This window comes from Bradyrhizobium sp. B120 (assembly GCF_049075665.1).
Classification (GTDB): domain Bacteria; phylum Pseudomonadota; class Alphaproteobacteria; order Rhizobiales; family Xanthobacteraceae; genus Bradyrhizobium.
Window position 1 is genome coordinate 6,980,845 of record NZ_CP185242.1, and the last position, 25,676, is coordinate 7,006,520.

Annotated in this window: 22 protein-coding genes; 2 read left to right on the forward strand and 20 right to left on the reverse strand. The window is 62.7% G+C overall.

Annotated elements, in window-relative coordinates:
• Positions 1 to 347: 347 nt before the first annotated feature.
• The 12 genes from ACOIX3_RS32435 to ACOIX3_RS32490 all read right to left on the reverse strand — a co-directional run bounded on the left by ACOIX3_RS32435 (position 348) and on the right by ACOIX3_RS32490 (position 13,106).
• Positions 348 to 1,052, reverse strand: coding sequence for an ABC transporter ATP-binding protein (locus ACOIX3_RS32435; RefSeq protein ID WP_420966041.1), 705 nt, complete (start codon positions 1,050 to 1,052; stop codon positions 348 to 350).
• Positions 1,039 to 1,845 (reverse strand): ABC transporter ATP-binding protein, encoded by an 807-nt coding sequence (locus tag ACOIX3_RS32440; protein WP_420966042.1) that lies wholly within the window; start codon positions 1,843 to 1,845, stop codon positions 1,039 to 1,041. The genes ACOIX3_RS32435 and ACOIX3_RS32440 overlap by 14 nt, the downstream gene beginning before the upstream one ends.
• Positions 1,842 to 2,876 carry a branched-chain amino acid ABC transporter permease gene (locus tag ACOIX3_RS32445; protein ID WP_420966043.1) on the reverse strand — a complete coding sequence of 345 codons (1,035 nt, stop codon included), beginning with the start codon at positions 2,874 to 2,876 and terminating at the stop codon, positions 1,842 to 1,844. The genes ACOIX3_RS32440 and ACOIX3_RS32445 overlap by 4 nt, the downstream gene beginning before the upstream one ends.
• A complete protein-coding gene (locus ACOIX3_RS32450; protein WP_092116278.1) occupies positions 2,873 to 3,745 on the reverse strand; it encodes a branched-chain amino acid ABC transporter permease in 873 nt (290 codons plus the stop codon). Before ACOIX3_RS32450 ends, ACOIX3_RS32445 begins: the two co-directional genes overlap by 4 nt.
• Positions 3,746 to 3,856: 111 nt before the next feature.
• Positions 3,857 to 5,020: an ABC transporter substrate-binding protein gene (locus tag ACOIX3_RS32455; RefSeq protein ID WP_420966045.1), complete on the reverse strand. Its 1,164-nt coding sequence runs from the start codon at positions 5,018 to 5,020 to the stop codon at positions 3,857 to 3,859.
• Between the two features lie 278 nt (positions 5,021 to 5,298).
• Positions 5,299 to 6,789, reverse strand: coding sequence for a pyridoxal-phosphate dependent enzyme (locus ACOIX3_RS32460; protein WP_420966046.1), 1,491 nt, complete (start codon positions 6,787 to 6,789; stop codon positions 5,299 to 5,301).
• Positions 6,790 to 6,830: 41 nt separating this feature from the next.
• Complete coding sequence (gene cofH / locus ACOIX3_RS32465; protein ID WP_420966047.1) at positions 6,831 to 9,236, reverse strand: 5-amino-6-(D-ribitylamino)uracil--L-tyrosine 4-hydroxyphenyl transferase CofH; 2,406 nt, start codon at positions 9,234 to 9,236, stop codon at positions 6,831 to 6,833.
• Positions 9,236 to 9,928: a 2-phospho-L-lactate guanylyltransferase gene (gene cofC, locus ACOIX3_RS32470; protein WP_420966048.1), complete on the reverse strand. Its 693-nt coding sequence runs from the start codon at positions 9,926 to 9,928 to the stop codon at positions 9,236 to 9,238. Before cofC ends, cofH begins: the two co-directional genes overlap by 1 nt.
• Before the next feature lie 8 nt (positions 9,929 to 9,936).
• Positions 9,937 to 10,875 (reverse strand): 2-phospho-L-lactate transferase, encoded by a 939-nt coding sequence (gene cofD / locus ACOIX3_RS32475; protein WP_420966049.1) that lies wholly within the window; start codon positions 10,873 to 10,875, stop codon positions 9,937 to 9,939.
• Positions 10,872 to 11,645: a coenzyme F420-0:L-glutamate ligase gene (cofE, locus tag ACOIX3_RS32480; protein WP_420966050.1), complete on the reverse strand. Its 774-nt coding sequence runs from the start codon at positions 11,643 to 11,645 to the stop codon at positions 10,872 to 10,874. Before cofE ends, cofD begins: the two co-directional genes overlap by 4 nt.
• 3 nt (positions 11,646 to 11,648) lie before the next feature.
• A complete protein-coding gene (gene npdG / locus ACOIX3_RS32485) occupies positions 11,649 to 12,308 on the reverse strand; it encodes an NADPH-dependent F420 reductase (RefSeq protein WP_420966051.1) in 660 nt (219 codons plus the stop codon).
• A gap of 21 nt (positions 12,309 to 12,329) precedes the next feature.
• The gene (locus tag ACOIX3_RS32490) at positions 12,330 to 13,106 is read right to left on the reverse strand and encodes a LamB/YcsF family protein (protein WP_420966052.1); all 777 of its coding nucleotides are present in this window, start codon (positions 13,104 to 13,106) and stop codon (positions 12,330 to 12,332) included.
• Positions 13,107 to 13,361: 255 nt separating this feature from the next.
• On the opposite strand from ACOIX3_RS32490, the gene ACOIX3_RS32495 reads away from it, so the two are divergent.
• Positions 13,362 to 14,549, forward strand: a complete 1,188-nt coding sequence (locus ACOIX3_RS32495; RefSeq protein ID WP_420966054.1) for a diaminopropionate ammonia-lyase — start codon at positions 13,362 to 13,364, stop codon at positions 14,547 to 14,549.
• Positions 14,550 to 14,688: 139 nt separating this feature from the next.
• Here the strand turns inward: ACOIX3_RS32495 and ACOIX3_RS32500 are convergent, their stop codons facing one another.
• The 8 genes from ACOIX3_RS32500 to ACOIX3_RS32535 form a co-directional block, all read right to left on the reverse strand.
• Positions 14,689 to 15,447: a GntR family transcriptional regulator gene (locus ACOIX3_RS32500; protein ID WP_420966055.1), complete on the reverse strand. Its 759-nt coding sequence runs from the start codon at positions 15,445 to 15,447 to the stop codon at positions 14,689 to 14,691.
• A 53-nt stretch (positions 15,448 to 15,500) separates the two neighbouring features.
• The gene (locus ACOIX3_RS32505) at positions 15,501 to 16,721 is read right to left on the reverse strand and encodes a xanthine dehydrogenase family Fe-S subunit (RefSeq protein WP_420966056.1); all 1,221 of its coding nucleotides are present in this window, start codon (positions 16,719 to 16,721) and stop codon (positions 15,501 to 15,503) included.
• Positions 16,718 to 17,557, reverse strand: coding sequence for an FAD binding domain-containing protein (locus ACOIX3_RS32510; RefSeq protein WP_420966057.1), 840 nt, complete (start codon positions 17,555 to 17,557; stop codon positions 16,718 to 16,720). The genes ACOIX3_RS32505 and ACOIX3_RS32510 overlap by 4 nt, the downstream gene beginning before the upstream one ends.
• Positions 17,554 to 19,980 carry a xanthine dehydrogenase family protein molybdopterin-binding subunit gene (locus ACOIX3_RS32515; protein WP_420971843.1) on the reverse strand — a complete coding sequence of 809 codons (2,427 nt, stop codon included), beginning with the start codon at positions 19,978 to 19,980 and terminating at the stop codon, positions 17,554 to 17,556. The genes ACOIX3_RS32510 and ACOIX3_RS32515 overlap by 4 nt, the downstream gene beginning before the upstream one ends.
• A 156-nt stretch (positions 19,981 to 20,136) precedes the next feature.
• Positions 20,137 to 21,414: an ArgE/DapE family deacylase gene (locus ACOIX3_RS32520; RefSeq protein ID WP_342727405.1), complete on the reverse strand. Its 1,278-nt coding sequence runs from the start codon at positions 21,412 to 21,414 to the stop codon at positions 20,137 to 20,139.
• A 35-nt stretch (positions 21,415 to 21,449) separates the two neighbouring features.
• Complete coding sequence (locus ACOIX3_RS32525; protein WP_420966058.1) at positions 21,450 to 22,403, reverse strand: LLM class flavin-dependent oxidoreductase; 954 nt, start codon at positions 22,401 to 22,403, stop codon at positions 21,450 to 21,452.
• Positions 22,404 to 22,430: 27 nt separating this feature from the next.
• Entirely contained in the window at positions 22,431 to 23,201 is a 771-nt protein-coding gene (locus ACOIX3_RS32530; RefSeq protein WP_092116308.1) for a CoA-transferase subunit beta, read from the reverse strand.
• On the reverse strand, positions 23,194 to 24,114 hold the full coding sequence (locus tag ACOIX3_RS32535; RefSeq protein ID WP_420971844.1) for a CoA transferase subunit A: 921 nt from the start codon (positions 24,112 to 24,114) through the stop codon (positions 23,194 to 23,196). The genes ACOIX3_RS32530 and ACOIX3_RS32535 overlap by 8 nt, the downstream gene beginning before the upstream one ends.
• A gap of 982 nt (positions 24,115 to 25,096) precedes the next feature.
• Here ACOIX3_RS32535 and ACOIX3_RS32540 point away from each other — a divergent pair.
• Positions 25,097 to 25,669, forward strand: coding sequence for a hypothetical protein (locus tag ACOIX3_RS32540; RefSeq protein ID WP_420966060.1), 573 nt, complete (start codon positions 25,097 to 25,099; stop codon positions 25,667 to 25,669).
• Positions 25,670 to 25,676 lie beyond the last annotated feature (7 nt).

Consider the following 25,676-nt stretch of genomic DNA (forward strand, 5'->3'; position numbering starts at 1 on the left):
GCACCACTCTTGAGAACTAACGAGGTCATTCACCAAATCGGCGACGCAAGCACGGCATTTCCCAGAGGATCGTCCTCGATCCCTGGGTGGCCGCCTGCGCCGCAGGGATTTGCCGGCTTGGCAACGCCGACGCATCAATCGCGCCGCGTCTCGAGCCCAAAGGAGACAATTCCGCCGGGCTCGAAGTCGGCGCATCGTTGCGCAAGCTTGACGATCTCAGCGCGAGCTTTTCGATCCCGCACCCTCATGAACGACGCGAGAAGCACCAGGCATTCGTCGGAACCCACCTCGTCCCTCGCTCGCGCCGCACCGCCCATGAAAGTCCCGTCATTCCTGCTCACCGACCGTCATCCGCCCAAGTAGGCAGATCGCACGTGCTCATCGTCGATGAGATCCTTGCCGCTGCCGGAAAGAACGATGGAACCGGTCTCCAGAAGATAGGCGTAGTCGCACATCTCGAGCGCCGAGTAGGCGTTCTGTTCGACCATTAGGACCGTGGTCCCGGATTTCCTGATGCTATCGATGATCGAGAACACCTGTTCGACGATGTTGGGCGCGAGGCCAAGCGATGGCTCGTCGAACATCATGAGCCTGGGCTTGGACATGATCGCGCGACCGATCGCCAGCATCTGCTGCTCGCCGCCGGATAGTGTCCCGGCAACCTGATGCCGGCGCTCGGCCAGTCGCGGAAACACCCCGAAGATCCGCTCCCGATCCGCCGCGATCTCGCGACGGTCGGAGCGCAGATACGCACCCATATCGAGATTTTCGTCGACGGTCATGTCAGGGAATACCCGCCGCCCCTCGGGGCAATGAGCGATGCCCTTGCTCAGGATTTCCCGCGCCGAGCACTTCGTAATGTCGTGCCCGTCGAACGTAATCCGTCCTGCCGCCGAAGGCAGGATTCCCGAGATCGCCCGTAGCGTCGTGCTTTTGCCGGCACCGTTCGCTCCGATCAGCGCGACCAGCTGCCCCTGCCCGATCGACAAGGTGACGCCTTTGAGGGCTTCGACCTTGCCATACCGGCAAACAAGACCATTAATGTGCAGCATGCCGGCTGGCTCCTTCACCCAGATAGGCACGAATGACCTCGGGATTGCCGCGGATCGCCGCGGGCGGCCCTTCCGCAATGATGCGGCCGTAGTTGAGCACGACGATGCGATCGGAGACGCCCATCACCATCGGCACATCGTGTTCCACCAGCAGGATCGACATGCCGCGGCCGTGCAGCTTGTTGAGCAACTCCATGAACCGGGCGGTTTCCGTCGCGTTCATGCCCGACACCGGCTCATCCAGCAAAAGCATCGACGGGTCTGTTGCAAGCGCAAGCGCGACGCCGAGCAAACGCTGGTCGCCGTAAGACAGCGACCCGGCGAGTTCGTCGGCACGGCGCGCTATCCCGACGATCTCGAGCAGTTCGCGCGCAAGATTCCTCAACTCCGCCTCCGCTCGCCCTTCGCGCGGCAGCGCCAGCAGCGTATCCAGCAGTGTCGACCGGCTCCGTCGATGCAGGCCGATCATCACGTTCTCGAACACGGTCACGCTCTGGAACACGCTGGTGCGCTGAAAGGTCCGCGCCAGGCCGAGCGAGGTGACTTCATGCGGCTTGAGGTTGCTGAGCGAGTTATTCTTATAGCGCACCTCGCCCTTGGTCGGTCGCAGAAAGCCGGTGATGACGTTGAAGGCAGTCGTCTTGCCGGCGCCGTTCGGTCCGATCAGGCTGACGATCTCACCCTGGTTGACGACGAAGCTCATATCGGTGATCGCAATCAGTCCGCCGAAATGCACGGCGATATGTTCAACGGACAGAACCGGCTGCGGAGCGTTGGAGGGCATGGTGCTCATGGCGTGTCGTGCATCTTGGCTTGGAGAGGCTCCGGATCCGCGCGGGTGCTGGGTGCCGCGAACCACTTCTCGATGGCAGGAACGATCCCCTTCGGCAACACGAAGACGATGATGATCATCAGCAGGCCATAGAGGATCCACTGGATCTCGGGGGTAGCGAAAGAACGGGCCGCGACGGGAATGAAGCCGAAGATGAGGCCGCCAACGATAGGTCCCGCAAGGGTCCCCTTGCCGCCCGAGATCACCATGATCACCATCGTGACCGTGTAGAGAAACGCAAACACGTCGGGATCGATGATCTTGAGGTAATGGGCGTAGAGGCTGCCGGCGGCCCCCGCGATGCCGGCCGAAAACACCGCGGCCAGCACCAAATAGCGGGTCACGTCGATCCCGACCGAGACTGCGAGCGACTCGTTCTCCTTGAGCGCAATCATTGCGCGCCCGACGCGGGAGTAAACCAGACGTTGGATGACGATGTAGGACACCACAAGGACGGCAAGCACGAGATAGTAGTTGGATTGCTTGCTGTAGAAATCGAGATAGCCGACTCCGGGCAGCCCCAGCGTCATCGGTGGAATCGAGGTCAAGGCCAGCGGGCCTTGGGTCAGCTCGACCCAGTTGAGCGCGACCAGCCGGACCACTTCCGCAAAGCTGATGGTCACGATGACGAAGTAGGCACCCCGCACCTTGAAGGACAGCTTACCGACGGCATAGCCGCAGAGCGCTGCAACCAGGGTGCCGATCACAAACCCGGTCCAGACCGGCCAGGGTTCGTGAACCACGCGGATACCGCCGATCAACTCGACATCGAAGCCCAGCGACACCAGCGCGCTGGTGTAGGCTCCAATGCCAAAGAACGCGACGTGACCAAGGCTCAGCTGTCCGGTGTATCCGAGCAGGAGATTGAGGCTCATCGCCGCGACAATGAGGATACCCGTCGTGATGAAGGCGTTCAGCAAATACGGATCGTGCAGCCAAAGCGGGACGGATGCGAACGCAGCAAGCGCGATATAGGGGATCAAGCGCTTCATCCGATCCGCTCCGCGCGTGCAAACAGGCCGGTCGGCTTGAAGAGCAGCACGACGATGATGATCAGAAAGCCCATGGCATCGCGGTAGCCCGACGAAACGTAGCCGGCACCAAGCTCCTCGGCCAAAGCCAACAGGAAGCCGCCGATGGTGGCCCCGCCAATGCTGCCGAGGCCGCCCAGGATGACGATGGCGAACGCCTTCAGCGAAGCGAGATTGCCCATTTGCGGGGAGATGACGTAGACGGGTCCGAGCAATGCGCCCGCCGCTGCCGCGAGGCTCGAGCCGATCGCGAACGTCGCCATGTAGATGAACTGGATGTTGACGCCCATGAGCGAAGCCGCATCACGATCCTGGAAGGTGGCGCGCATCGCCTTGCCGAGTTTTGTGCGGTTGATCAGGAGATAGGACACGCCGATCAGGGCAAGGGCCGCGCAGAAGACGAACAGGCGCAACCAGGACACCGAAATCGAACCGATGACGAGCGGAAGTTCCGGGAACGGCGTCGAAACCGACTTCGCGACGCCACCCCAGACGAACTGCTCGCCATTTTGCATCACGATCATGGCGCCGATCATGACCAGCATGGTCGTATCAATGTCCGCGCCACGCATCGGGCGCAGCAAGACGACCTCGATCAGCGCACCGGCAAAGCAGCCCAGGACGACCGCCACGATCAGCGCAAGAAAGAAGTTCAGGCCGAGCATCACGCCGACGAAATACAGCGCATAGGCCCCGAAGGAGTAAAGCTCACCGTGCGCGAAATTGACCACGCGCATGATGCCGAAGATGAGCGTGAGCCCGATGCCCAGCAGCGCGTAGGTGCTGCCCAGGATGAGCGTGTTGACGATGTGTTGCAGAAGCTCGGTCATGCTGATTTTTTCGGTCGAAAGACCGCTGATCCTCTCTTCAGAGCATGTACAATGGGCGAGGCAATGCCAAGGCGCCACCAATCATGGTGGCGCCTTCTGCGATCGTCGAGCTCAGGAGCCCGACAGGACGATCTTTTCGTTCTCGATCTTGATCAGATAGAGGTTGGGCATGCTCTGGCCGCTTTCCTTGCCGGCCGGCCCCTGCTTCTGGAACTTGATCTGACCGTTCAGGCCGGCAAAGTCGGTCGTCCATAGTGCGTCGGTGATCGCCGCAGGCTCTGCCTTGCCGGCCCGCTGGATCGCATTGGCGATCGTGCGAATTCCGTCGTAGCCGCGGAAGCTCTCGGTCGCGCCGGCGACCGCGTAGCCACGCTTTTTCCACTCGCCGAGGAAATACTTCGTTGCCGCCGGGTCCGGGGTCTTGTCCGGATACCAGGGCGCGAAGGTCGTCAAATGCATGGAGCCGTTCGCTGCGGCGCCGGCCTGCTCGATCAGCTGATCCGGATTCTGCGAGCCGCCGGTGGTGACGATCCGCTTGGTGATGCCGAGCGCTGCGGCCTGCTTCAACACCAGGGTGAGCTGCTCGACTGCGGTCGTGACCATGATCGTGTCCGAGTCGGTTGCCTTGATCTTGGCAAGCTGCGCGCTCATGTCCTGGGCGGCCTGATCCATGATCTCCACGAGGCCGACCTGAATGTTCTGGGCCTTCATGATCTTGCCGAAGTCCTCGGCCGATCCACGGCCCCAGTCATTGTTGATGACGAGGAAGTCCGCCTTCTTGATGCCGAGTGACGGCATGATGGACTTGAACTCGGTCGCCTCGACCGACGATGGCGGCGAGATGCGGAAGATGTAGGAATTACCCGACGTCGTGATCTTGCTCGAGGACGAGGTCTCCACCACCATCGGGACCTTGTATTCCATCAGCTTCGGCATCACTGCGAGGGTCAGGCTCGAGCCCCAGGCGCCCATGATCACGGGCACCTTGTCGCCGGTGATCAGCTTCTCGGCGACGGCCGCGGCCTCCGTCGGATTGCTCTTGTTGTCCTCGATGACCAGCTCGATCTTGCGACCGAGCAAGCCGCCCTTGGCATTGATTTCGTCGGCGGCGATCTTGGCGCCGTTCACGACATAGGTACCGGAAGCGGCGAACGGACCGGTGAGCGGCTCATTGACACCGATCTTGATGGTCTGTGCCGCGGCGCCCGTCGCCAGTGCGGTCGACATTGCCGCGGCAAGGGCCGCGCCCGTAATCAATCCGTGTGCTCGCTTCATCTTTCCTCCTGCGCTCGCTTGAGCCATGCCTAGGGAACGAAACACCAGTGCAGCGCGCCAGCTTATGGGTGCTGGCCATTCGTCACCGCCGGGATGATCCTATCATCCTATTCTTAGTATCTTAAAGATACTTCTAATCCGCCGTCAAGCAGGCGCCCTGCTCTATTTTTGTTTTCGCAGTGCCCTCATTTGACGCAGCCGCTCATCATTTGCGCGATTGCTTTCGCCCTTGACCAATTTCGAAACTCCTTCGACAGACACGATGCCGCGCGTGCCGATCAGGCGTTCGCCAAATTCGCCTCCTTGTTGAACTCGATGGTGAGTTGATCCCATTCGCCCAGACTGTCCTGAATTTTGCTCCAGAAGGACTGCGAACGGCGCCGCTCGAAATCGGCAACTGAGACCCCCTGCTGCTCGACCCAGGTGTAGTAGCCCAGGTTGAAGACGGCACGGCGCGACAGCTCCGTCAGCTCGACGACATTGTCGGAGGCGGCGCCGAGCAGGCAGGCGCCGAAGATTTCGGCGGCGTTCACCTGATCAAGGCCACGCGCATAGTGCTCCTCTTCGAATTGCCTGCGTTCGCTCCCGTACATGGCAGCACTGTCCGTCGCCACGGTGATAATGGCCTTCTCGGGCCCGTAATTCATCTGCTTTGCCAGCTTGATCGAGGCGATGATGTTGGCGAGCCCGGAGATGCCGATATGGTCGAAGGCGCGCACCAGCGCGGGTTCGAGGCCGCGGCGCGTCTCGAGATAATCGCGGCCCGCCTTCGTGCCGAACAGCAGATTAAGCTGGTCCGTGGTTCGGTCCGAGACCCCGACAACGAAGTCGAGGTTCATGACATTGTGGATGAGCGGGATGTGCTTGTCGCCGATCCCCTGGATGTTGTGCTCGCCATAGCCATTGTTGAGCATCGTCGGGCATTCGAGCGCCTCGACGGCAACGACCTTCGAGCCCCAGCGTCTCTTGAGAAAATCACCCGCGGCGATCGTCCCCGACGATCCTGTTGCCGAGACGAAGGCCGCCAGTTCGTGGTTATCGTCCTGGTTGAACGCCTTGAAGGCATCTTCCGCCGCGCGCCCCGTGCATTCATAGTGGATGAGATAGTTCGAAAACGACGAGAACTGGTTGAGAATGACGTTGCTGTCGTCGCGCCTGAGCTCCGCGCACTTGTCGTAGATCTCCTTGACGTTGCTCTCGGTGCCGGGTGTCCGGATGATGTCGCCTGGGTCCATTACCCACTTCTCGAGCCACTCGAAGCGCTCGCGGCTCATCCCTTCGGGCAAGACGGCAACGCCGCGACAGCCGAGGATCCGCGAAACGGCGACACCGCCGCGACAGTAATTGCCGGTGGAAGGCCAGACAGCCTTCTGTTTGGATGGATCGAACCGCCCGGTCACGAGCTGCTCGATCAAGGCGGCATAGGCCGGCAGGACCTTGTGCGCGCCGATCATCGGAAAGCGATCGCCGAGCAGCACGATGATCTTGGCATCGACGCCGGTGATCTCCTTTGGCAGCACGATATGGCCGGGTACCAGGTCCCTGCCCCTGCGGTTTTCCGCATTGTACCAGTGCATGCGCCAGAGGTTCGCGGCGCTCGGCTCATCTGGCCCGACCGCCGCAATATCCTCCCACACCTTGGCCGACGGAAGCGGCGGGTGCGCGAGTTGCGAGAAGGTCGGCAGCGTCAGATTAAGTTTGCGCGCTTGCGCCGCGGCTTGCCGCAAGCCTTTCCTGTCGACGACATTCGGCTCGATTACAAACGCCATTTCCAATCATCCCTGTTGAATCTCGCGGCCTTCCGGGTCCTTTAGCACCCCGCGGATCGCATGCCCGTGCTGGCCTGCCGCTCATGGACCGCGTCAAATGAACGCTGCCTCCGAACGTCATCCGCGACGCCGTACGTCGTCGTGCGCTGACGCGGCACACGGCCGGCCGAAATGATGATCGATTCGAGCGCCTGCGGCGTCATTTCCTGGCCGTACGAGGCGCCGGCCGATCGCGAGATGCTCTCATCCATCAGCGTGCCGCCGAGGTCGTTGACACCGGCCGAAAGGCAGTGCCGCAGTCCCTCCGGTCCCATCTTGACCCAGGACGCCTGGATATTGGTGATGTGCGGGTTGAGGACGAGGCGCGACACCGCGTGCATCAAGACCGCCTCGCGGAATGTCGGCCCCGGTCGTGCCCGGCCCTTGAGATAGACCGGCGCCTCCATGTGAACGAACGGCAGCGGCACGAGTTCGGTAAATCCACCGGTCTCCGCCTGCAAGCGCCGCAGCCGAAGCAGGTGCCGCGTCCAATGGTCGTAACGCTCGATATGGCCGAACATGATGGTGGCCGTCGATCGGAGCCCGATCGAATGCGCCGTGCGCATGACGTCGAGCCACTGCTGGGTCCTGATCTTGTCCGCGCAGAGCGTCTCGCGCACCTCGTCGTCGAGGATCTCGGCGGCCGTTCCCGGCAGGGTTCCCAGGCCGGCCGCCTTCAGCTCCTGCAGGAATTCGGCAACGGAAATGCCAAGCGTGTGCGCGCCTTGATAGATCTCGAGCGGCGAGAACGCATGGAGATGCATGGCCGGGACGGCGCCCTTCACGGCCCGACAGACATCCAGATATTTCTGCCCCGTGTAGGAAGGGTGGATGCCGCCCTGCATGCACACTTCGGAGGCGCCGCGGTCCCAGGCCTCGGTGACCCGCTGCGCGACTTCGGACATATCGAGGTCGTAGGGACGCCCGCGCAGATTCTCGCTCATCTTCCCCTTCGAGAAGGCGCAGAACTGGCATTTGAAGGAGCAGATATTGGTATAGTTGATGTTGCGGCATACGACGTAGGACACCACGTCGCCATTGACGCTGCTCCGCAATTCGTCGGCCGCCCGGCAAACGCTGGTGAAGTCACTCTCGTGAACGCGGAACAGCTTGACGATCTCGCCCTCCGAAAGCTCATCGCCGCGCTGGGCCCTGGCAACGACCGACGTGACTTCGCTGCCGTGCGCGGAGCGCGGCGCGGATTTCAACCATCCGAGCTCGCGCGATGGAAGCCCGCCGATGTGGCCGGGGTGCCAGTCGTCGGTGCGCGGAAATCCGTCGCCGTCGATGCGATCGAGGACCGACTTCAGCAGCTTGTTGTCGAGCCAGCGCGAGGGATAGCGCGCGAAACCCGGATAGATCGGCAGCCGCTTCTCGAGCCGCTTGCCGGTTGACCGCGTTGCAGCCTCCAGCAGCCGCAGATGCGGCCACGGTGCTTCAGGATTGACGTGGTCCGGCGTGACAGGCGATACGCCGCCCCAATCGTTGATCCCTGCCGCGACGACGCGCCCCAGCGCTGCCGGGCTGAGGTTCGGCGGCGCCTGAATGTTCATCTCCGGCTCGAATATCAGGCGGGCGACAGCGATGGTCCACAGATGATCGTCGACGGAAGGCGCCGGCGCATCGGCCATGCGTGTCCCGACCTTCGGCCGGAAGTTCTGGACGATGATCTCCTGCAGATGGCCATGCGCGTCATTCAGGTCCCGCAGCGCGAGTAATGCATCGATCCGTTCGGCCCTGGTCTCCCCGATGCCGATCAGGATTCCGGATGTGAACGGAATGGCCTGCTCACCGGCCGTCTTGATTGTCTGCAGCCTGACGGCCGGCACCTTGTCCGGCGATCCGAAGTGCGGGCCCCCCTTCGCGCAAAGCCGATCGGACGCGGACTCCAGCATGATCCCCTGCGAGACCGACACCTTGCGCAGCATGGCGAGATCGAGTTCGCTCATGATCCCGGGATTGACGTGCGGCAGCAGGCCGGTTTGCTCGAAGACGGCCTTGGCGACTTCGGCGAGATACGAGAGCGAAGATTCGTGGCCGAGCCTTGTCAGCTCCTCACGCGCGACGCGGTAACGAAGCTCCGGCTTGTCGCCGAGCGTAAACAGTGCCTCGTGACAGCCGGCCTCCTTGCCGGCCTTCGCGATGGCGACCGCTTCCTCGATCGAGAGATACGGCTTCACGTTCGAACGCGGCGCGTGAGCGAACGTGCAGTAGTGACAGACATCGCGGCAAAGCTGGGTGAGCGGGATGAACACCTTGGGCGAATAGGTGATGACATCGTCATGCGCGGCATCCCTTCGCCTGGCGGCGGCCACCAAGAGTTCGTCGATCTCGGCAAGATCGATCAGCTCGTAGGCTTCGCTTCGGGACAGGCGACGGTCGAATGGGAGATTCAAGACGGACGTCATCAGAACAGCCTCACGGGAACGGGATGGTCGTCGCTGCCGAAGCGTTCGGCAATTTTGAGCTCATCAAGAAACGAACCTGTCGTTCCGAGGTTTTGCGACGAGATCAGATACGGACCAAAATCGATCGGGCAGTCGATGTCCTTGCCGATGCCGTGCGACTTGAACACGCTGCAGCTCAGTTGCCGCTGCCGCGCCAGGGCGCGGTGCGCGCGAAAGCTGTCTTCGCCAAACCGAGGCTCCAGCATGTCGGGCGACCGCATCGCCAGGGCATTTGTGCCACCGTCGTAAAGCGCGGGTACGAGCACGATCGGCGTGTGGTCCAGCAACCGGATGACGTGTTCGAAGTCCTCCGGCCGGGCGAACGGAATATCGGCGGGCACGACAAGAACCCGCCGCTCGTATGGTTGGAACGCATCGAGGCCACGCTGTACCGCGGCGTTAACGCCGGTCTCGGCCTCATCAAAGATCATGGCGGCGCCAAAGCGCTTGGCGATCGCAAACGCTTCCGGATCGGCGCTCACCACGGCGATACCGGCCAGCGAGTGCGTATCCCGAAGGTTTCCGAGAACATCGCACAGCATGGCTTGCGCCAGCTTTGCGCGCTCGGTCGCCACGAGGATGTCGCCCAGCCTGCCTTTTGCTTGACTGAACCGCTTGACAGGCACCAGGGCCCAGGTTTCGGAATCGTCCATCGCTCCGCTCAGCTGTTTAGTCGATCGAGAAATCGGAGACACTCGCGTGCCAACTGAACACGCTCATCCTTCGAGCGCATGATCGTGTTCGTCACATGCACGGGAATGCCGATCGCATCGGCGTCGGCCTGGTCTTCGCGATCCATCACCAGACCATCGAGGAAGCCATAATGCCTGACGATCGAGGCGCAGTTCGTGGCGACGCCGAGCTCGTTCATGATCTTTGCGGTCGGCCCCTTGATGGCGCGGCCGCCGACCAGCGGCGAGATTGCAACGATGAGAGCCTTCGCTGCATCCAGGGCAGCCCGGATACCGGGCACAGCCAGGATCGGATCGATGCTGAGATACGGGTTCGACGGACAGACGATGATGGCATCGGCGGCATCGATGGCCCGCAACGCGGTGCTGGTCGCCGTTCCACCGCTGGGGCTCAGGAATTCGATCTTCCTCACCTCGGGCCGCGCCTGCAGCTCGACGAAATAGCGTTGAAACGCGAGCTTCTGATCGGCCGTCACCACGATCGTCGCAAACGGATCGTCGGTCATCGGCAAGATGCTCGCTTCGATGCCAAGATGCGATGCAATCCTGCCCGTGAAATCGGTCAAGGTCACGCCGGCGCTCAGCGCGCGCGAGCGCAGGACATGCATGGCAAGATCGCGGTCTCCCAAGCGAAACCAGGTCTCGCCCTTCAGGCCGCCGAGCGACTCCATGAAGTTCCAGCTTTCGCCGGCTCGCCCCCAGCCGCGCTCTTCGTCGGCAAGCTCGCCCAGCGTATAGACCACCGTGTCGATGTCCGGCGAGATCGTGAGGCCGAGATGCTCGAAGTCGTCGCCTGTGTTGACGATGACGACGAGCTTGGCGCCCAGCAGGCGATTGAGGCCATAGGCAAGCTTGGCGCCTCCGACTCCGCCGCAAAGCGCAACAACGTTGAGGTCAGCGCCACTCATCGGAACATGTCCTGGCTCTTGGGTCGCGCGAGCGCGGCCGCGGGTGAGACCGCACCATCAAGCGTGAGGCCACGGACGAGGATGATCGGCATCCCCTCGCCCGCCTGCCCCATCAGGAGCGAGGCGGCGCCGGCGATCTCATCGGCGATGGCGATCTCGGTGACGCGCATCGCCCGGCCGAACATGTCGGGGACGCCGATTTGGCTCAACAGCGAGGGAATGCCGGAGGCACCGATCGCCACGCCGACGACACCATTGCGCCAGGGACGGCCAAAACTGTCGTTGATGATGATTCCAAGATTGAGGCCGCCGGCTGCGTCCAGCGCGACCTTCAGCCTCTGCGCGGATCCGTCGGGATCTTCGGGCAGCAGCAGGACGCGCTCTTGGCCCTCACGGTGTTCGATGTTCGATTGATCGATGCCGGCGTTGGCCATGACGAAGCCGAGCCGGTGCGCGGCGATGACGACGTTCGGCCTGCTCTTGACGACCTCTGTGGACTCGCGCAGCACGACCTCGAGGAAGCGCGGATCCTTGCCGACCGTCGCCGCGAGTTCGAGCGCCTCGGGCGACGGCTCGACGTCGCTCAGCCGAACGTACCGCCCTTCCGACTTCGAAACGATCTTTTGCGCAACGACGAGGATGTCGCCCCGCTGCAGCTCGAGCGACATCCCGGCGAGGCTCTGCCTGATGAGCGCGGCAAGATCCTCGCCCGGCTCGACGCGCCGAATGTCCTGCAGGGCGATGTATTCGACTCGCGTCCCCACAGGCATGGATCAGGCACCCGGGGTAGCGGGCAGGCCGGTGATGCGGATGCCGGCGCCGGGCACCTTGTAGCGCCGATTGATCCCGATCAGCACGGATGTGAGCGCCTCGGCGGCCGCCGAGTTTGCCAGCACGCCGCCGTCGATGCCGGCCGATGCGACTTCATTCGCGAGACCGATGACGACGTCGCGCGCCGCCTTGTCGTCGCCAAAGACCAGAACGTCACAATCCGCCCGGCTGCCCTGATGCAGTTTGGTCGCACCCACATTGTGGAAGGCGGAGACGACCCGCACGCCGGGTCCGAGCAACTGCTGCGCGATCTGCGCGGCCGAGCCGGCGGACGGAAGCTGGACCACGGATACTTTCGGCGGCACCAGCGGGACTGCGGCATCCACGACGATCTTGCCCTGAACCACGTCCTTGACTTCGTTCAGCGTCGCATCATGGCTCGCGAACGGCACGGCAACGACCACGATGTCGGCAGCCCGCGCGGCGGCGGAATTGTCATCGCCCGCGACGTCGCCGGTCATGGTCTGGGCCGCGCTCCTGGCCTTCTCCGCGGAGCGTGAACCGATAATGACTTTGTAACCGGCGGCAAGCCAGCATTTCGCGAGGCCGGATCCCAGGTCACCGGTTCCTCCAAGGATGGCAATCGTCGGTTTCGTGTTCATGTCTCGGTGGCCTTTCCGGGATTAGTCGAGGGGCATTTCGGTGAGCGGCACGAGCTTGACGCCGGCCTTCTCGAGGCCCTCGCGCACCGCACGGGCCGTGGCAACGCCCGTGGGCTCGTCGCCATGGACGCACAGCGAGTGGACCTTGCATGTGATCTTCTTGCCGTTGCGGGAGGTGATGGTGTTGTTCAGCACCATATCGAGCACCTGCCGGGTGGCGATCGCCGCGTCCTTGATGACCGAGCCCGCGATCTTGCGCGATGTCAGATTGCCGTCGTCGTCGTACTGGCGATCGCAGAAGCCTTCGATTGCGACGGGCAATCCGAGCTTGCGGCCGGCCTTCTCCATCTCGGACCCAGCGAGAGCCACGTAGATGATGCGCGGATCGACAGCCTTGATGGCGCGGCCGATCGCAAGCGCGTATTCGGCATCTTCGGCGGCCATGTTGTTGAGCGCGCCGTGCGGCTTGAGGTGGGTGACCCGCTCGCCTTCGTAGGCCGCCATCGCCTGCAGTGCGCCAATCTGGTAGGCGACCATGTATTCGAGGTCATCGGGGCGCATATCGATGCGCCGACGCCCGAAGCCCCAGAGATCGTTGAAGCCGGGATGAGCGCCGATCGTGACGCCGAGGCGCTTGGCTTCGCGCACGACGTTGCGCATCACCCGCGGGTCACCGGCGTGGAAGCCGCAAGCGATATTGGCCGATCCGATGATCTTGAGGATTCCGGCATCGTCACCGACGTCGTAGGCGCCGAACCCTTCGGCCATGTCGGCGTTCAAGTTGATCGATATGGTCATCCGTCACCTCGTCTGCTTGAGCTATAATGTCCTATCATTAGTAAGACAATCCCTATTTCGAACAATTTTTACGGCTTTTCCGAAGATCGCTTTGGAGCGGCGACAGCAGACGGCCGTCTCACGAGAGACGTATTGAACCATCATCCCAATGATAGTATGTATCCCCAACTCTGGCAAGCTACGCTGCCCGATCGCGACACGTCCGATCGGCGGCGGCAGCTCCCACCAAACAACTCATCGCGAAGGCCGGTTCGAATGTTCCTGTCGAATACAAGTTCATCTCACGACCAACCGCTCGACCCGGCGGATGCCGCCACGCTGGCGCGTGAAGAAGCCAGCGAAGTCGAGCGCTTTCTCGCCTTCCGACCGAACCACGCGGAAACGCCGCTGCGATCGCTGCCGGCGCTCGCCCGCGAATTCGAGGTCAAGTCCATCCATATCAAGGACGAATCGCATCGGCTCGGCCTCGGCAGCTTCAAGGCTCTGGGCGGATCCTACGCTGTCGTCAGGCTACTGCTGGAGCATGCCGGCAACAAGCTGGGCCGCGCGGTGGATATCAGCGAGATCGGGACGCCTGCGATACGCGAGATCGCGCGCAGCTTGACGGTCGGCTGCGCCACCGATGGAAATCATGGGCGATCGGTCGCGGCCGGCGCGCAGATGGTCGGAGCCAAAGCGGTCATCTTCGTGCATTCCGGCGTCACGGACGAGCGCGTGCAGGCGATTGCCCGCTTCGGAGCGGAAATCGTGCGGGTGCCCGGCACCTACGACGACTCCGTCGCGGTCGCCGACAAGGTCTGCCAGGACAATCATTGGATCGTCGTCTCTGATACGTCCTGGCCCGGCTATGAGCGCATCCCCGGACTGGTCATGCAGGGCTATACGGCGATGCTGAACGAGATCCTCCGGCAGCAGCCGGAGGCGCCCACCCATGTCTTCATCCAGGCCGGCGTCGGCGGCCTCGCAGCCGCGGTCGCGGGCTACTTTGATGTCGTCTTTGGCAAGAGCCGGCCGACATTCGTGGTCGTCGAGCCCGAACGGGCTGCCTGCCTCTATCAAAGCGCCATCGCGGGCGCGCCGATCAAGATCGCCCATGGCGAGCCGACGATCATGGCGATGCTGGAATGCTACGAGCCTTCTCTGGTTGCCTGGCGCATCCTGTCGCGGAAGGCGGACGCATTCATGATGGTCAGCGAAGAAGGTGCCGCGGCAGCGATGCGCCGCCTCGCCCATCCGACGGGCGATGATCCAGCCATTGTGGCCGGCGAAAGTGGCGCAGCCGGATTGGCCGGCCTTTGGCGCGCCGCCAAGAGCAGTACTGCGCGTGAATCGCTGGGCTTGAACCAGGCATCGCGCGTGCTGCTGATCAACACTGAAGGTGCGACCGATCAGAAGCGCTACACGGAAATCGTGGGCGCTTCGCCGGCCAGCATCCTCGCCTAGAGTATATTCGGTTCTGATTACATCAGAACCGAAGCTCTGGATTCTTGTTTCGACGCGTTTTCTTCACGCGAACCGGTGGCCACTTCGCTCGAAAACGCTCCAGCGCGGATTCGGAGCGGGCCTTGCGCCCGCGCCTTCGTCAGGCCTTCGTTCGCTTCTTCGATTTTTCGAGAAGATCGGAACGGAGCGCGAAGCAACTGCGATGATAATGGATATTGGCGACGTAAACGGCAATGTCGTTGCTGTCGACCAGCACCAGGCGACAATCGGCGGTTGGTTCGCCGAGGCCGATCTTGAGCAGTTCGGCGGTTTCGGGATCGGCCACGCCGATCGTCACAACCTGATGAGCATGGGCGAGCGTGATGTCGTCCATCTCCATGATTTTCGTCAGCGCGGCCGTGTGGGTGAAGCGCTTGCGGTCCTTGAGATAGAGGTTGCGCGCCAGATGGAGGTTGACGACCGAAAACGGCTCGTCCTCGTTGTATTGCACGCTTCTGAGAAACGCGTAGCTGGCGGCGGGCCGCCCTTCATGCGCGGCGAGCCGGGGCGGCTCCGCATTTTCCTCGACATAGACGCGCTTGAGGACGTTGTTCCTGACGGAATCGACCATCGACTCGAAATCATTGGCCAGGTTCAGCCAGTGACGATTCTTGGGTCTTCCGGACACGAACGTCCCGCGTCCCTGCTGCGCGTCGAGGAGCCCCTCGTTCCGCAACATCTCGATCGCCTGCCGGATCGTAACGCGCGCGACGCCGAATTCGGTTTCGAGCTCCTCGATGGTCGAGATCTTGTCGCCCTCTTGCCATCGCCCGGACTCGACCCGTTGGCGCATGACCGATGCAACCTGCACGTAGAGGGGGACCCGGCTGCGCTCGTAATTTGGGACTACCTTATTCATGATAGTAAGATAGTCCATTTCATCGCCAAAGGCGAGTTTTTATCGCCGAACAACTAGGATCGTCGCAAGAGCCATCGAAGCGCTCGTCTCACATAATCCAACGCCATCGATCGCATGAGCGCGCCGGCGTCGAATTCCCCAACCATGGCCGGCTCGCCCTCGCCTCCACCTGATCGATGGGAGAGCCGCGTCTCGAGGTTCTGGACAAAGACAGCGATGATTCGTCCGGCCACGTCCTGGATCAAACCAGAGCGGCTGAACTGCGCCAGGGCCCCGGTCAAGGTGAAGCCAATGCTGAGATCGACCTTGGTTTGGTTTTCCACGTCAGCCGGCTTGACGGCATAGCCGATCAGGCCGCGGGTTGACGAGTTGCTGCGCTTGTCCTTGCCTGCACCGACAATCGTGCCCGTGCGGCTCGCATCATCGCGCGTCACATCGGCGATGCCTTGAAATTCGGCAGAGATCGGCCCGACCTTGATCTTGATCTGGCCGTCGACGTGACCGTCGACCGGCTCTCCGGCCAGCGATGCGCCCGGCAGGCAGGCCGCGACCGCGCCGATGTCGGAGAAGAAATTCCAGACGTCATCGACCGGATGCCCGACGGTGAAGCTCTGCGTGAACGTCGTTTGCGGCTTCCAGCTCGTATCCCTGAGCGAGGCCGCCGCCGCTGCCGGAGCTTCCGCCTTTATCGCCGTTGGTGCGGCGGTTGTCTTGGGCCGAGCCGCAGCCGCGGTCACCGCGGTCGCATTGCCGGAGCCCGAAGGCCCAAGACGCGTCCGGTTTCCGTTTGGAATCGCCGCGATCCCTCGCCCCCGGCGGTCTGCGATCACACCCTGGATGGCGCGCACGATGCCGACATAGCCGGTGCAGCGACAGAGGTTTCCGCTCATGGCCACGCGAATATCGCGCTCGCTGGGGTCCTGCATGCGCAGCACGACATCGCGCGCCGAGACAACCATCCCCGGCGTGCAATAGCCGCATTGCAGGCCGTGCTCCCGCGTGAAGGCCGCACGCAGCTCACGCGTGATCTCGTCGTCGTCGAGCCCCTCGATCGTCGTGACGTCGGCCTGCTGGCAAGCCAACGCGAAGGTGATGCAGGAGCGCGTGGGCACACCATCGACGAGCAGTGTGCATGCACCGCAGACGCCGTGCTCGCAGCCCAGATGGGTGCCGGTCAGATTGAGCTTCTCACGGAGAAAGTCCGCAAGATGCGTTCGCGGCTGGATCTCCACGCTGACGGCGCTGCCGTTGACGTTGAGGTTGCAGGTGCTCATTGCGGCCGTGCCTGCTCGATCGCGCGGCGCAGCGCGGCGACATGGGTTTGCTTGTCCAGGGGATCGACCATCCCTGCCTTCTCCAGAATCTCGTCGACGGCCCGGCCGTCGAAACTGTCGCTCGGACGCGGCGCGCGGCCGTCGCCGATCACATTGCCTGCCTTGGCAATGACGATCGGACGGCTCTCCGTCGCGCCGATCACCGCACGGCTGATGCCGCGATCAGGGTCGGTCATGAAGGCGCCGATCGCGTGGGCAAATTCGCCCGTCTTGCGGCAGCTCTTGTAATAGCCCCAGCGCGCCGATTTGCTCAGTCGCGGCACCACGACGCGAACGAGAACTTCACCAGGGCGCAGGTCGGCTTCGAGCGCGCCGACCATGTAGTCCTCAACGGCCACGGTCCGCTCCCCGTCCGGACCGCGCAGCACGACTTTCGCCCCAACCGCGGCGAGGATCGAGTGCCAGTCGGCCGACGGATCGGCATGCGTCAAGCTTCCGCCGATGGTGCCGCGATTGCGCACCGCGCGGTATGCGATGCCGTTGGCGACCGTCGGCAGCGCACCGCGGGTGACGTCGGTGACGCGGAGGTCCTCGATATCGGCATGCGTGACGCACGCCCCGATCGAGATTTCGTCCGCGCCGTCAGTGAAACAACGGAGCTCTTCGATCCCGGTCAGGTCGACGATCAGATCGGGCTGCACGAGCCTGAGGTTCAACATCGGCCCGAGTGACTGGCTCCCGGCCATCATCTTGACGGTTCTGCTGTCGTCGGCGATGAGCCTGATCACCGCATCGACTGCATCGGGACGCGCATAGTCGAAATTGACAGGTTTCACGCCGGCAACCCTTCCGCCAGTTCGGGCGCCCTCGCCTTGCGGCTCTCGGCTGCGGCCCGAATGGCCTCGAGGACACGCCGTGGCGTCATTGGCGTGTGCAGGACCTGGGCTCCAAGAGGCCGCAATGCGTCATTGACCGCATTGCCGATTGCTCCGGGAGGCCCAATGGCACCGCCCTCGCCGATGCCTTTGACACCGAACTCCGTATACGGCGCCAACGTCTCCATGTGGCCGAGCTTGGGCGCCGGCACCTCGGTCGGGCCCGGCAACAGATAGTCGGCAAAGGTCGATGCGAGCGGCTGCCCCGACGTGTCAAAGTTCATCTCTTCATACAGTGCGGTGCCGATGCCTTGCGCCAGCCCGCCATAGATTTGCCCGTCGACAACCATGGGATTGATCAACTGGCCACCGTCTTCGACGACGACGTAGTCGATCAGCTCGATATCGCCCAGCTCCGGATCGACGGCGACCACCGCGATATGGGTCGCGTAGCTGAACGTGCCAGAATCGCGCGCCGGCTTGTAGCCGACGGTGACCTCAAGGCCTCTCGGATCGACCGTCGCCGGCAGATCCTGCGGCCTGCGATACCAGGTGTGCGCGATTTCATCGATTTTCACGCTGTTGGAAGGACCGACGACCGCGCCGTTCTCGAGTCTGACGTTCTCGACTTCGGTCTGCAGCAGATGCGCGCCAATCCCCTTGATGAGCTTCGCGAGTTCACGCGAGGCCGTCGCAACCGCGCCGCCGGACATCACCGCGCAGCGCGATCCCCAGCTGCCCGTCGAGTACGGCGTGTACTCGGTATCGCCGTGAACCAGCTTGATGCGCGCGACATCGATGCCAAGGATCTCGTGCGCGACCTGCGGAAGCGTGGTCTCCATGCTCTGACCATGCGAATGCGCGCCGATGCGAAGCTCGAGGCCACCGTCGGGAGTCATCCGCGCTGTCGCCTGTTCGTGTCCCGGCACCATCGGGATGCCCCAGCCTGCGTAGACCGACGTGCCGTGCGCGCCCTGCTCGCAATAGACTGATAGCCCGACCCCGATCAGCCGGCCGTCCGGCTCGCCCTTCTTCTGGCGCGCGCGGAGGCCTGCCAAATCGATCTTTGCCAGAGCCTGTCGCAGCGATTCCGGATAATTCCCGCTGTCGAAATGCTTCTTGGTGATGTTGTCGAACGGCATCTGTTCCGGCCGCACCAAATTCTTGAGCCTCACCTCGTACGGCTCGAGACCGCATTCGTGTGCGATCGCGTCCATCATCAGTTCGATCGCATAGCAAACGCCGGTTCGGGCAACGCCGCGGTAAGGCAGGATCGGGCACTTGTTGGTGGACACCGACCACGTGCGGCAGCGATAGGATGGGAAATCGTACGGGCCGGGCAGAATGCTGGCGATCTGCGCAGCCTCCAGGCATGCCGAAAACGGATAAGACGAATAGGCGCCCGAATCGACCGAGGCCTCGCATTCGACACCGCGCAATTTCCCGTCGCGATCGGCATAGACGGTGATGTTATAATGATGCTCGCGGCAATTCGCGCCTGCCGTCAAATGCTCACGGCGATCCTCGATCCAGCGCACCGGATAGCCGCAGCGCATGGCGAGCCAGCCAAGACAAACATCCTCCGTCAGCACGATACCCTTGTAGCCGAAGCCGCCGCCGACATCGGGCGAAACGATGCGGATCTTCAGCTGCTCGAGATTGAGGCACTCCGATAGGCCGTTGCGCACGATGTGCGGCTGCTGATTGCCGGTGTAGAGGACGAGCTGGTCCATCCGCTTGTGCCAGACCGCAACCGTGCCGCGGCCTTCCATCGGCGCCATACTCTGCCGCGCGGTCGATATCTCGCGCGTGATCTTGATCGGAGCGTCGTAGGCCGCTTCCATGTTGATGTCGACGAACGTCTCGAGGAAGACGTTGTCGCCCCACTCCTCGTGCACCAGGGCCGAGCCCGGACGCCGCGCCAGCAGCATGTCATGCACGGCCGGCAATTCCTCGAAATCGACTTCGACCGCAGCCGCAATGTCCTCGGCTTCCGCGCGGGTATCGGCGACGCACATCGCGATCAATTCGCCGACTTGACGGACCTTCTCGAACGCGAGGATCGGCTGATCGGAAGGCTTGAAGCCCGGCAGTCCGGACACAGCGCGGATGGGACGCGTATCGGCCGCGATATCCGACGCAATGAACACGCTGCTGCGGAGGTGCGGCGGGATACGGATATCCTTGATCCGCGCATGTGCAAGCGGACTACGGACGAACGCAACGTCGCGCATGCCGGGCAACCGAATATCGCCGACATATTCGCCTCGTCCGCGGAGAAAGCGATCATCTTCCTTTCGGGGAACGGAAGCTCCAACGCCTTGCTTTGCCACTCCGTCTCCCCTCTTGTCGTCCGTGTCCGGAGCGATCGACGGCTCGAACATCAAATTCATTCTATTATTGCAAAGATAGCATCAGTAGGATTGACCGTCGAGTCTCGAGAACCCTCCCGCGTGCGACAATAGCGAGTTCGCACCACCGACGCCGCCAAAAAAAGGGGCCCCAACCATGGGCCCCTTCCCGATCGATCCGGCCCTCGATTACTTGGTTGGGGCGGAATTGCACCAGTCGTGGATGCTGAGCGCCATGACCTTGATGGCCGTCAGATAATCATCGATCGACACATACTCGTCGTTCGCATGCATGACCGCCGTCGAACCGGGTCCGAAGATCACGGTTGGCGTATTCGCGTACTTGTTCAGGAACCGCGTATCCGCCGCACCCTGGCGCCCCGAGATCGTCGGCTTCTTGCCGGTCACTTCCGTATAGACGTCGCAGACGGTCTGCACGATCGGATGCTGAACCGGAATCTCCGAAGCCTCGGCGTCATAGCCGACGAACTTCACCACGGGCGGATGGTCCTTCATCCAGGGATCCTGAGCCGCAACTTCGGCGATCTTCTTGACGAGGCTCTGCTTGACGCCCTCGTGGTCCTCGCTCGGAACCGTACCGATCGATCCCTTCAGAACGGCGCTCGCCGGGAAGGCGCTCGGATAGTTGCCGGCCTGGAAGCTGCCGATGATGCAGGGCAAGGAGTCGATGGCGCTCGGGTAGAGCGCGTGCTTGACGTTCGCAACGCGCTCGTCTTCCAGCTCCTGCACGGCCTTCACGATCTTGTTGCCGAGCTCAATGGCGCTGATGCCGAGGTAGCGCTGCTGGATACCGGCGGGCTTGCCTTCGATATCGATCTGGAACCAGATGCGCCCGATGCAGGCCGGCTGCACGAACAGGTCGCTGGTCTCGCCGGAAATACCGGCATCCGCCTTGTATCCGCGGATGACGGTGTCGAGCGTGCCGTGTCCGCTGACTTCCTCGTCGATGACGATGTTGATCATGACATCGCCCTTCGGAGTGAGCCCAAGCTCCTTCAAGTACTGGACCGCGAGCACGTGGCTGGCGACGCCGCTCTTCATGTCGCACGAACCGCGGCCATAGATGCGCCCGTTCTTGATCGAGGCCGACCACGGATTGTCGCTCCATCCCTCGCCGTTGCCGACGGGGATCACATCGGTATGGCCGTTGAGAAGCAGCGAGCGGCCGCCGCCGGTGCCCTTCAGGGTCGCAACGATGTTGGGACGGTTCTCGTAGCCGCGGTCGACCGGGCGATAGCCGGGATGCTTCTTGAGCTCGTCCCAATTGGTCTCCCACATGTCGACCTCCAGACCGACCTCGGTCAGGTAGCCGTGCATATGCTTCTGGATCGCGGCTTCGTCGCCGGTCACGCTCGGGATCGCGACCATATCCTGGAGGAACTTGATCGCGTGATCTTTCGAAGCGTCAACCTTGTCGATGATCTTCTTGCGTACGGGGTCAGTCATCTGCTTGTCGCCTGTGTTGAGCATTTCCGGGTTCGTTACTTGGCGCGCAGGCGCGGGATGATCTCGCGCGCGATGGTCTCGACCTGGTCCGCCTGATACTTGTACGGGACGAAGATGATCTTCTGGACGCCGAGCGCGATATGCTCGCGAAGCTGGGCGACGCACTCATCGACCGAGCCCATGATGGCGCTCTCGCGGCTGCATTCGCTGTGAGCCGGGAAATCCCACTCCTTGTTGAGCCAGTCCATCATGTCGGCTTCGACCGCCTGCCGCGATTTGCCGATCATGATCGGCAGCTGCGAGGCGTTCTTCAAAGTCGACGGATCCTTGCCGCCCTCCTTGGCGAAGTTGATGATCTTGTCCCAGGACTTCTTGAAGTCGGCCGGACGATAGAAGTAGGTGAGCCAGCCGTCCCCGTTCAGAGCGGCGCGCTTCAGCACGGGATCGGCGTATCCGCCGATCAGCAGCGGAATTTGCGGCTGAGCCGGCTTGGGATACATCACCGCCTTCGAAATGTTGTGGCGCATGTATTCGCCGGTAACCGACTCTTCGGTCCACAGCCGGCGCATGATCTCAAGATTTTCATCCATGATCTTGCCGCGCTTCTCGAAGGGAATGCCGAGCGCGTCGAACTCGCGCTTGTACCATCCGGACGCCATGCCCATGATCAGGCGGCCTTCGGACAGTTGATCCATGCTCGAGAGCTGCTTGGCGAGCGCCACCGCGTTGCGCAGCGGCAGCACCAGGATGCCGGTGCCCATCTTGATCCGCTTGGTGCGCGCGGCAATGCCCGTCAGCGTCGTCAGGGAATCGATGATCGGGAAGTTCGGATCGACGCCGAGAAGCATGTGATCCCAGACCCAGACCGAATCGTAGCCGAGCTCCTCGACCCGAACGCCGTACTCGACGAGCGCCCGGGCGTTGGGCATTTCGGGATAGGCAGTGAAGTTGCGCGCGGCAATACCAAACGTGTTGGCGAGCGTGGTCATCAATAGATCTCCGGACTTGGTGTAGCTTTAAGCGGTGAAGAGACGGTCGGGATCGAGCATCCGCAGCGTCTCGAGTTCGTGATCGGTCGGCGGCGACGTGACGTGGAGGTTCTCGTCGAAGTCGAGCCTGAAGCCGGTATTGTCCTGTACTTCCTCGCGGCTGACGCCGGGATTGAGCGCCAGCACCTTGATGCGCCGGGTCCTGTCGTCGAAGCCGAACACGGCGAGCTCGGTGATCACGCGCCACATGCCGCCGCTGGGCAGGCCCGAGTCGCGCCGGCTGGTGCCGCCGCGGATGAACCCAGGGCTGGTGATGAAGTCGACCTTTTCGACGAAGCGCCGCTTCTCGTGCTTCATCGCGACGATCATGTTGGTCAGGCTGGAGATGTCATTGCCGCCGCCGGTACCCGGCAGGCGCGTCTTCGGCTTGGCCGGGTCGCCGATGAACGACGAGTTCAGATTGCCGAACTGATCGATCTGGGCGCCGCCCATGAAGCCGACATCGACGTAACCGCGCTGGAGCAGCAGCAAGACATCGGCGCTGCCGAGGACCATGTTGGCGCGCTTGGTGCAGCGCTGGTCGTTGGTCGACGGCGGCAGTTTGCCTGGCTCGACGAAGGCGCCGACCACGCCGCCCTCGAACAGAATGGTCAGGGCCGGACAGCGGGTGCGCTGGGCCAGGGTTGCAGCGAGCAGCGGCACGCCGATGCCGGCGAAGACCACCTGCCCGTCCTGCAGCTGGCGCGCGCTCAAGATCGCGAGAATTTCGCTTGCGGTGTAGCGCTGCGCCTCAGTCATTATAGATGCTCCTGCCCTTCTGCGTTGCCTCCAACACCTCATCCATGCCGATCAGCGAGAGATATTCGTTCCAGGACTTCGGGCTGTAGAAATAGCGGTCGAGATATTCCTGCATGCCCTTCACGGGATCCGCGTTGACCTGCGTGACATAGGCCTCCATGTGCCGCATCATCGGTTCATAGAGGCCGTAGCACTCGTGCGGCGCCGATCCGTAGGGAACCTCGACCACGGCATCGACGCAGAAGAACGGAATTTTCGTCTGGTCCGGCGCGCGTCGGATCTGGTCGTTCGAGACGATCCGCTCGGTCGTGAGGATCACGCTGTTGGCAGCGAGCGCGAGATCGATGTCCATGAATTGCAGGCCGTCGATCTGGGCGTTGCCGTAGGGGTCGCAGCGCTGGACGTGGATCAGCGCGACGTCGGGGTTGAGCGCGGGGACCAGGAGCAGCTTCTCGCCGGTGAACGGACAATCGATCTGCTTGGCTTCGGGACGCTGACCAACGATATCCGACCCCAACATGGCGCGGGTCGGCAGGAACGGAACGCCCATGCCGCCGGCGCGAAAGCGCATGCCGACAGCCATGTGGCTCCATTCCTCATAGCGCTTGCCGCCATTTTCCACGTGATGCCGCATCACCTTGGACAGGCCCCAGAGAATCCCCTGGGCGAACCAGCTGGTGACGACGTGGTTCGCGATGCCGGATCCGAACACGAGGTCGCCGTCCGTCGAGACGATGCAGCGCGAAATCGAAAGGTCCTTGCGATGCTGGCGGATCAGCTCCCAGAGCAGCGCCATCGGCGTGCGGGACATGGTCGACCCGCCAACACCCACCTTCATGCCATCTTGGACGAAGCCTGCCGCTTCCTCGAGCGACACCACCTTCTCGCGCAGGCTGCGGTCGCGCTGCGCCATCTTCTCTCTGAGCCGCGTGTACGGCTCCACCAGGGTATCCGGCAAAACATCCTCCTTGTCGGCAACCGGCGGCGGCTGAGGAGCGAACCGCAGGCCCTTCCTGCCAATTGGACCTATCGTACTAATGTTAGTCCCATACGTCTAGCAGAATCTTCGCGACCCAATCGTGGCGGATACCGCTGCCGCGACATGCCATGGGCGAAGTAAATGGCCATCGAAGGACCGCAGCAGTCCCTGCTGCGGGAGACGAGTTGTTGCGTCCGGCGGCAGTTGCTCGTCGCGTCATCGCCGCCCTTCGGCCGGATGGTTGAGAACATCCGGATCACCAGGCAACTCGGCAAGGCCGACCATTCCTTGACGCGAAACAGGCCGAAGCACTTGAAATGGCGCTACGGCATCATAGTGCCGCTTGGCGATCGCAAATCGTGAGTCGAACGCGCGAGCTCGCTCATGTCTCAGATGATCCGCGATGGAAGACGACAGGCCGGCTGCACGTGAGACGAGCAGCGCGCACTCTTCCAACTTGACGGTCCCGCCTATCACGGTTCCGGCTAGCGGCTACGCGAGCGGACGGAACTGCCGCATGGTTGACCTGGCCAGCTCAAAATGTCGGCTCGACGCGGAGGGTATTAGGACCATAAGCCGATAGATAGGATGTCCTGCCCAGCTCGCGGCTCTTGGCACAGATCGTGCTTATGAGCCAACGTCGCTTTCGAAAGCCTCGCCATGCGCACAGGCGTCAACAAGAACCAACAAGAGAGGATGGACCGTGGAGCATTATCTTACCTCGACACCAGATCATCTTCATTGGGGACTGTGGGATGGTCGGCTCAGTCCCGTCATCAGAATTGCATCCGGTGATCGGGTGACGATCGAAACGCTATCGGCCGAGCCGGATGAAGCCTTCGATCTCGTGAGCGACCCGGTCGAACCGCTTGGCTGCAGCGACATCCCCGCGTCCTACGGAGCCGCACCGCGGCTATTGACCGGACCGATCCACATCGAGGGCGCCGAACCGGGCGACGTGCTCGAGGTTCGTGTCCTCGATGTCCGCCTGCGATCGGACTGGGGTTGGAACATGAGGGCCCCGACGAGCGCTGCGCGGGAAACCTCATTGGACTTTTGCTGCCGGCATGTCCCGCTCGATCGCACGCGCAATGTCGCGCGCCTGCCCTGGGGACGGGAGCTGAGGTTGTCGCCGTGCTTTGGCAACTTTGGTGTCGCGCCGCCGGCGAACTGGGACCCCCGCAAGCCGAACGAAGCGAACGGCTTCAGCGGGCGCATCGACGACAGGGATCTCGGCGTCGGATGCACCGCCTATTTCCCGATCTTCGTTGCAGGCGCATTGTTCTCGGCGGGTCATGGCCACGCGCTGCTCGACGATGGAGCCGCGCAGCTCTCCGCTATCGAAACGGCGCTCGCCGGCACATTCGAATTTCACATTCGCCGCAACCTGCATCTTGCGACCCCTCGGGTCGAGACCACATCCGCGTCGGCCAGTTCATCGACTGTCAATGCGCATGCACCGCAAGGCCGCAGCCGACGCACGAACTAGTGTTGCA

What these genes read in the sequence shown, in the direction of transcription:
- ACOIX3_RS32445 (WP_420966043.1), bottom strand. Translation starts at nt 2,876, where the DNA reads ATGAAGCGCTTGATCCCCTATATCGCGCTTGCTGCGTTCGCATCCGTC.
- ACOIX3_RS32530 (WP_092116308.1), bottom strand. Translation starts at nt 23,201, where the DNA reads ATGACTGAGGCGCAGCGCTACACCGCAAGCGAAATTCTCGCGATCTTG.
- cofH (WP_420966047.1), bottom strand. Translation starts at nt 9,236, where the DNA reads ATGACGTCCGTCTTGAATCTCCCATTCGACCGTCGCCTGTCCCGAAGC.
- ACOIX3_RS32500 (WP_420966055.1), bottom strand. Translation starts at nt 15,447, where the DNA reads ATGAATAAGGTAGTCCCAAATTACGAGCGCAGCCGGGTCCCCCTCTAC.
- ACOIX3_RS32535 (WP_420971844.1), bottom strand. Translation starts at nt 24,114, where the DNA reads ATGGCGCAGCGCGACCGCAGCCTGCGCGAGAAGGTGGTGTCGCTCGAG.
- ACOIX3_RS32450 (WP_092116278.1), bottom strand. Translation starts at nt 3,745, where the DNA reads ATGACCGAGCTTCTGCAACACATCGTCAACACGCTCATCCTGGGCAGC.
- cofD (WP_420966049.1), bottom strand. Translation starts at nt 10,875, where the DNA reads ATGAGTGGCGCTGACCTCAACGTTGTTGCGCTTTGCGGCGGAGTCGGA.
- ACOIX3_RS32455 (WP_420966045.1), bottom strand. Translation starts at nt 5,020, where the DNA reads ATGAAGCGAGCACACGGATTGATTACGGGCGCGGCCCTTGCCGCGGCA.
- ACOIX3_RS32490 (WP_420966052.1), bottom strand. Translation starts at nt 13,106, where the DNA reads ATGACCATATCGATCAACTTGAACGCCGACATGGCCGAAGGGTTCGGC.
- cofC (WP_420966048.1), bottom strand. Translation starts at nt 9,928, where the DNA reads ATGGACGATTCCGAAACCTGGGCCCTGGTGCCTGTCAAGCGGTTCAGT.
- ACOIX3_RS32525 (WP_420966058.1), bottom strand. Translation starts at nt 22,403, where the DNA reads ATGACCACGCTCGCCAACACGTTTGGTATTGCCGCGCGCAACTTCACT.
- ACOIX3_RS32495 (WP_420966054.1), top strand. Translation starts at nt 13,362, where the DNA reads ATGTTCCTGTCGAATACAAGTTCATCTCACGACCAACCGCTCGACCCG.
- ACOIX3_RS32460 (WP_420966046.1), bottom strand. Translation starts at nt 6,789, where the DNA reads ATGGCGTTTGTAATCGAGCCGAATGTCGTCGACAGGAAAGGCTTGCGG.
- ACOIX3_RS32435 (WP_420966041.1), bottom strand. Translation starts at nt 1,052, where the DNA reads ATGCTGCACATTAATGGTCTTGTTTGCCGGTATGGCAAGGTCGAAGCC.
- ACOIX3_RS32440 (WP_420966042.1), bottom strand. Translation starts at nt 1,845, where the DNA reads ATGAGCACCATGCCCTCCAACGCTCCGCAGCCGGTTCTGTCCGTTGAA.
- ACOIX3_RS32505 (WP_420966056.1), bottom strand. Translation starts at nt 16,721, where the DNA reads ATGAGCACCTGCAACCTCAACGTCAACGGCAGCGCCGTCAGCGTGGAG.
- ACOIX3_RS32520 (WP_342727405.1), bottom strand. Translation starts at nt 21,414, where the DNA reads ATGACTGACCCCGTACGCAAGAAGATCATCGACAAGGTTGACGCTTCG.
- npdG (WP_420966051.1), bottom strand. Translation starts at nt 12,308, where the DNA reads ATGAACACGAAACCGACGATTGCCATCCTTGGAGGAACCGGTGACCTG.
- cofE (WP_420966050.1), bottom strand. Translation starts at nt 11,645, where the DNA reads ATGCCTGTGGGGACGCGAGTCGAATACATCGCCCTGCAGGACATTCGG.
- ACOIX3_RS32515 (WP_420971843.1), bottom strand. Translation starts at nt 19,980, where the DNA reads ATGTTCGAGCCGTCGATCGCTCCGGACACGGACGACAAGAGGGGAGAC.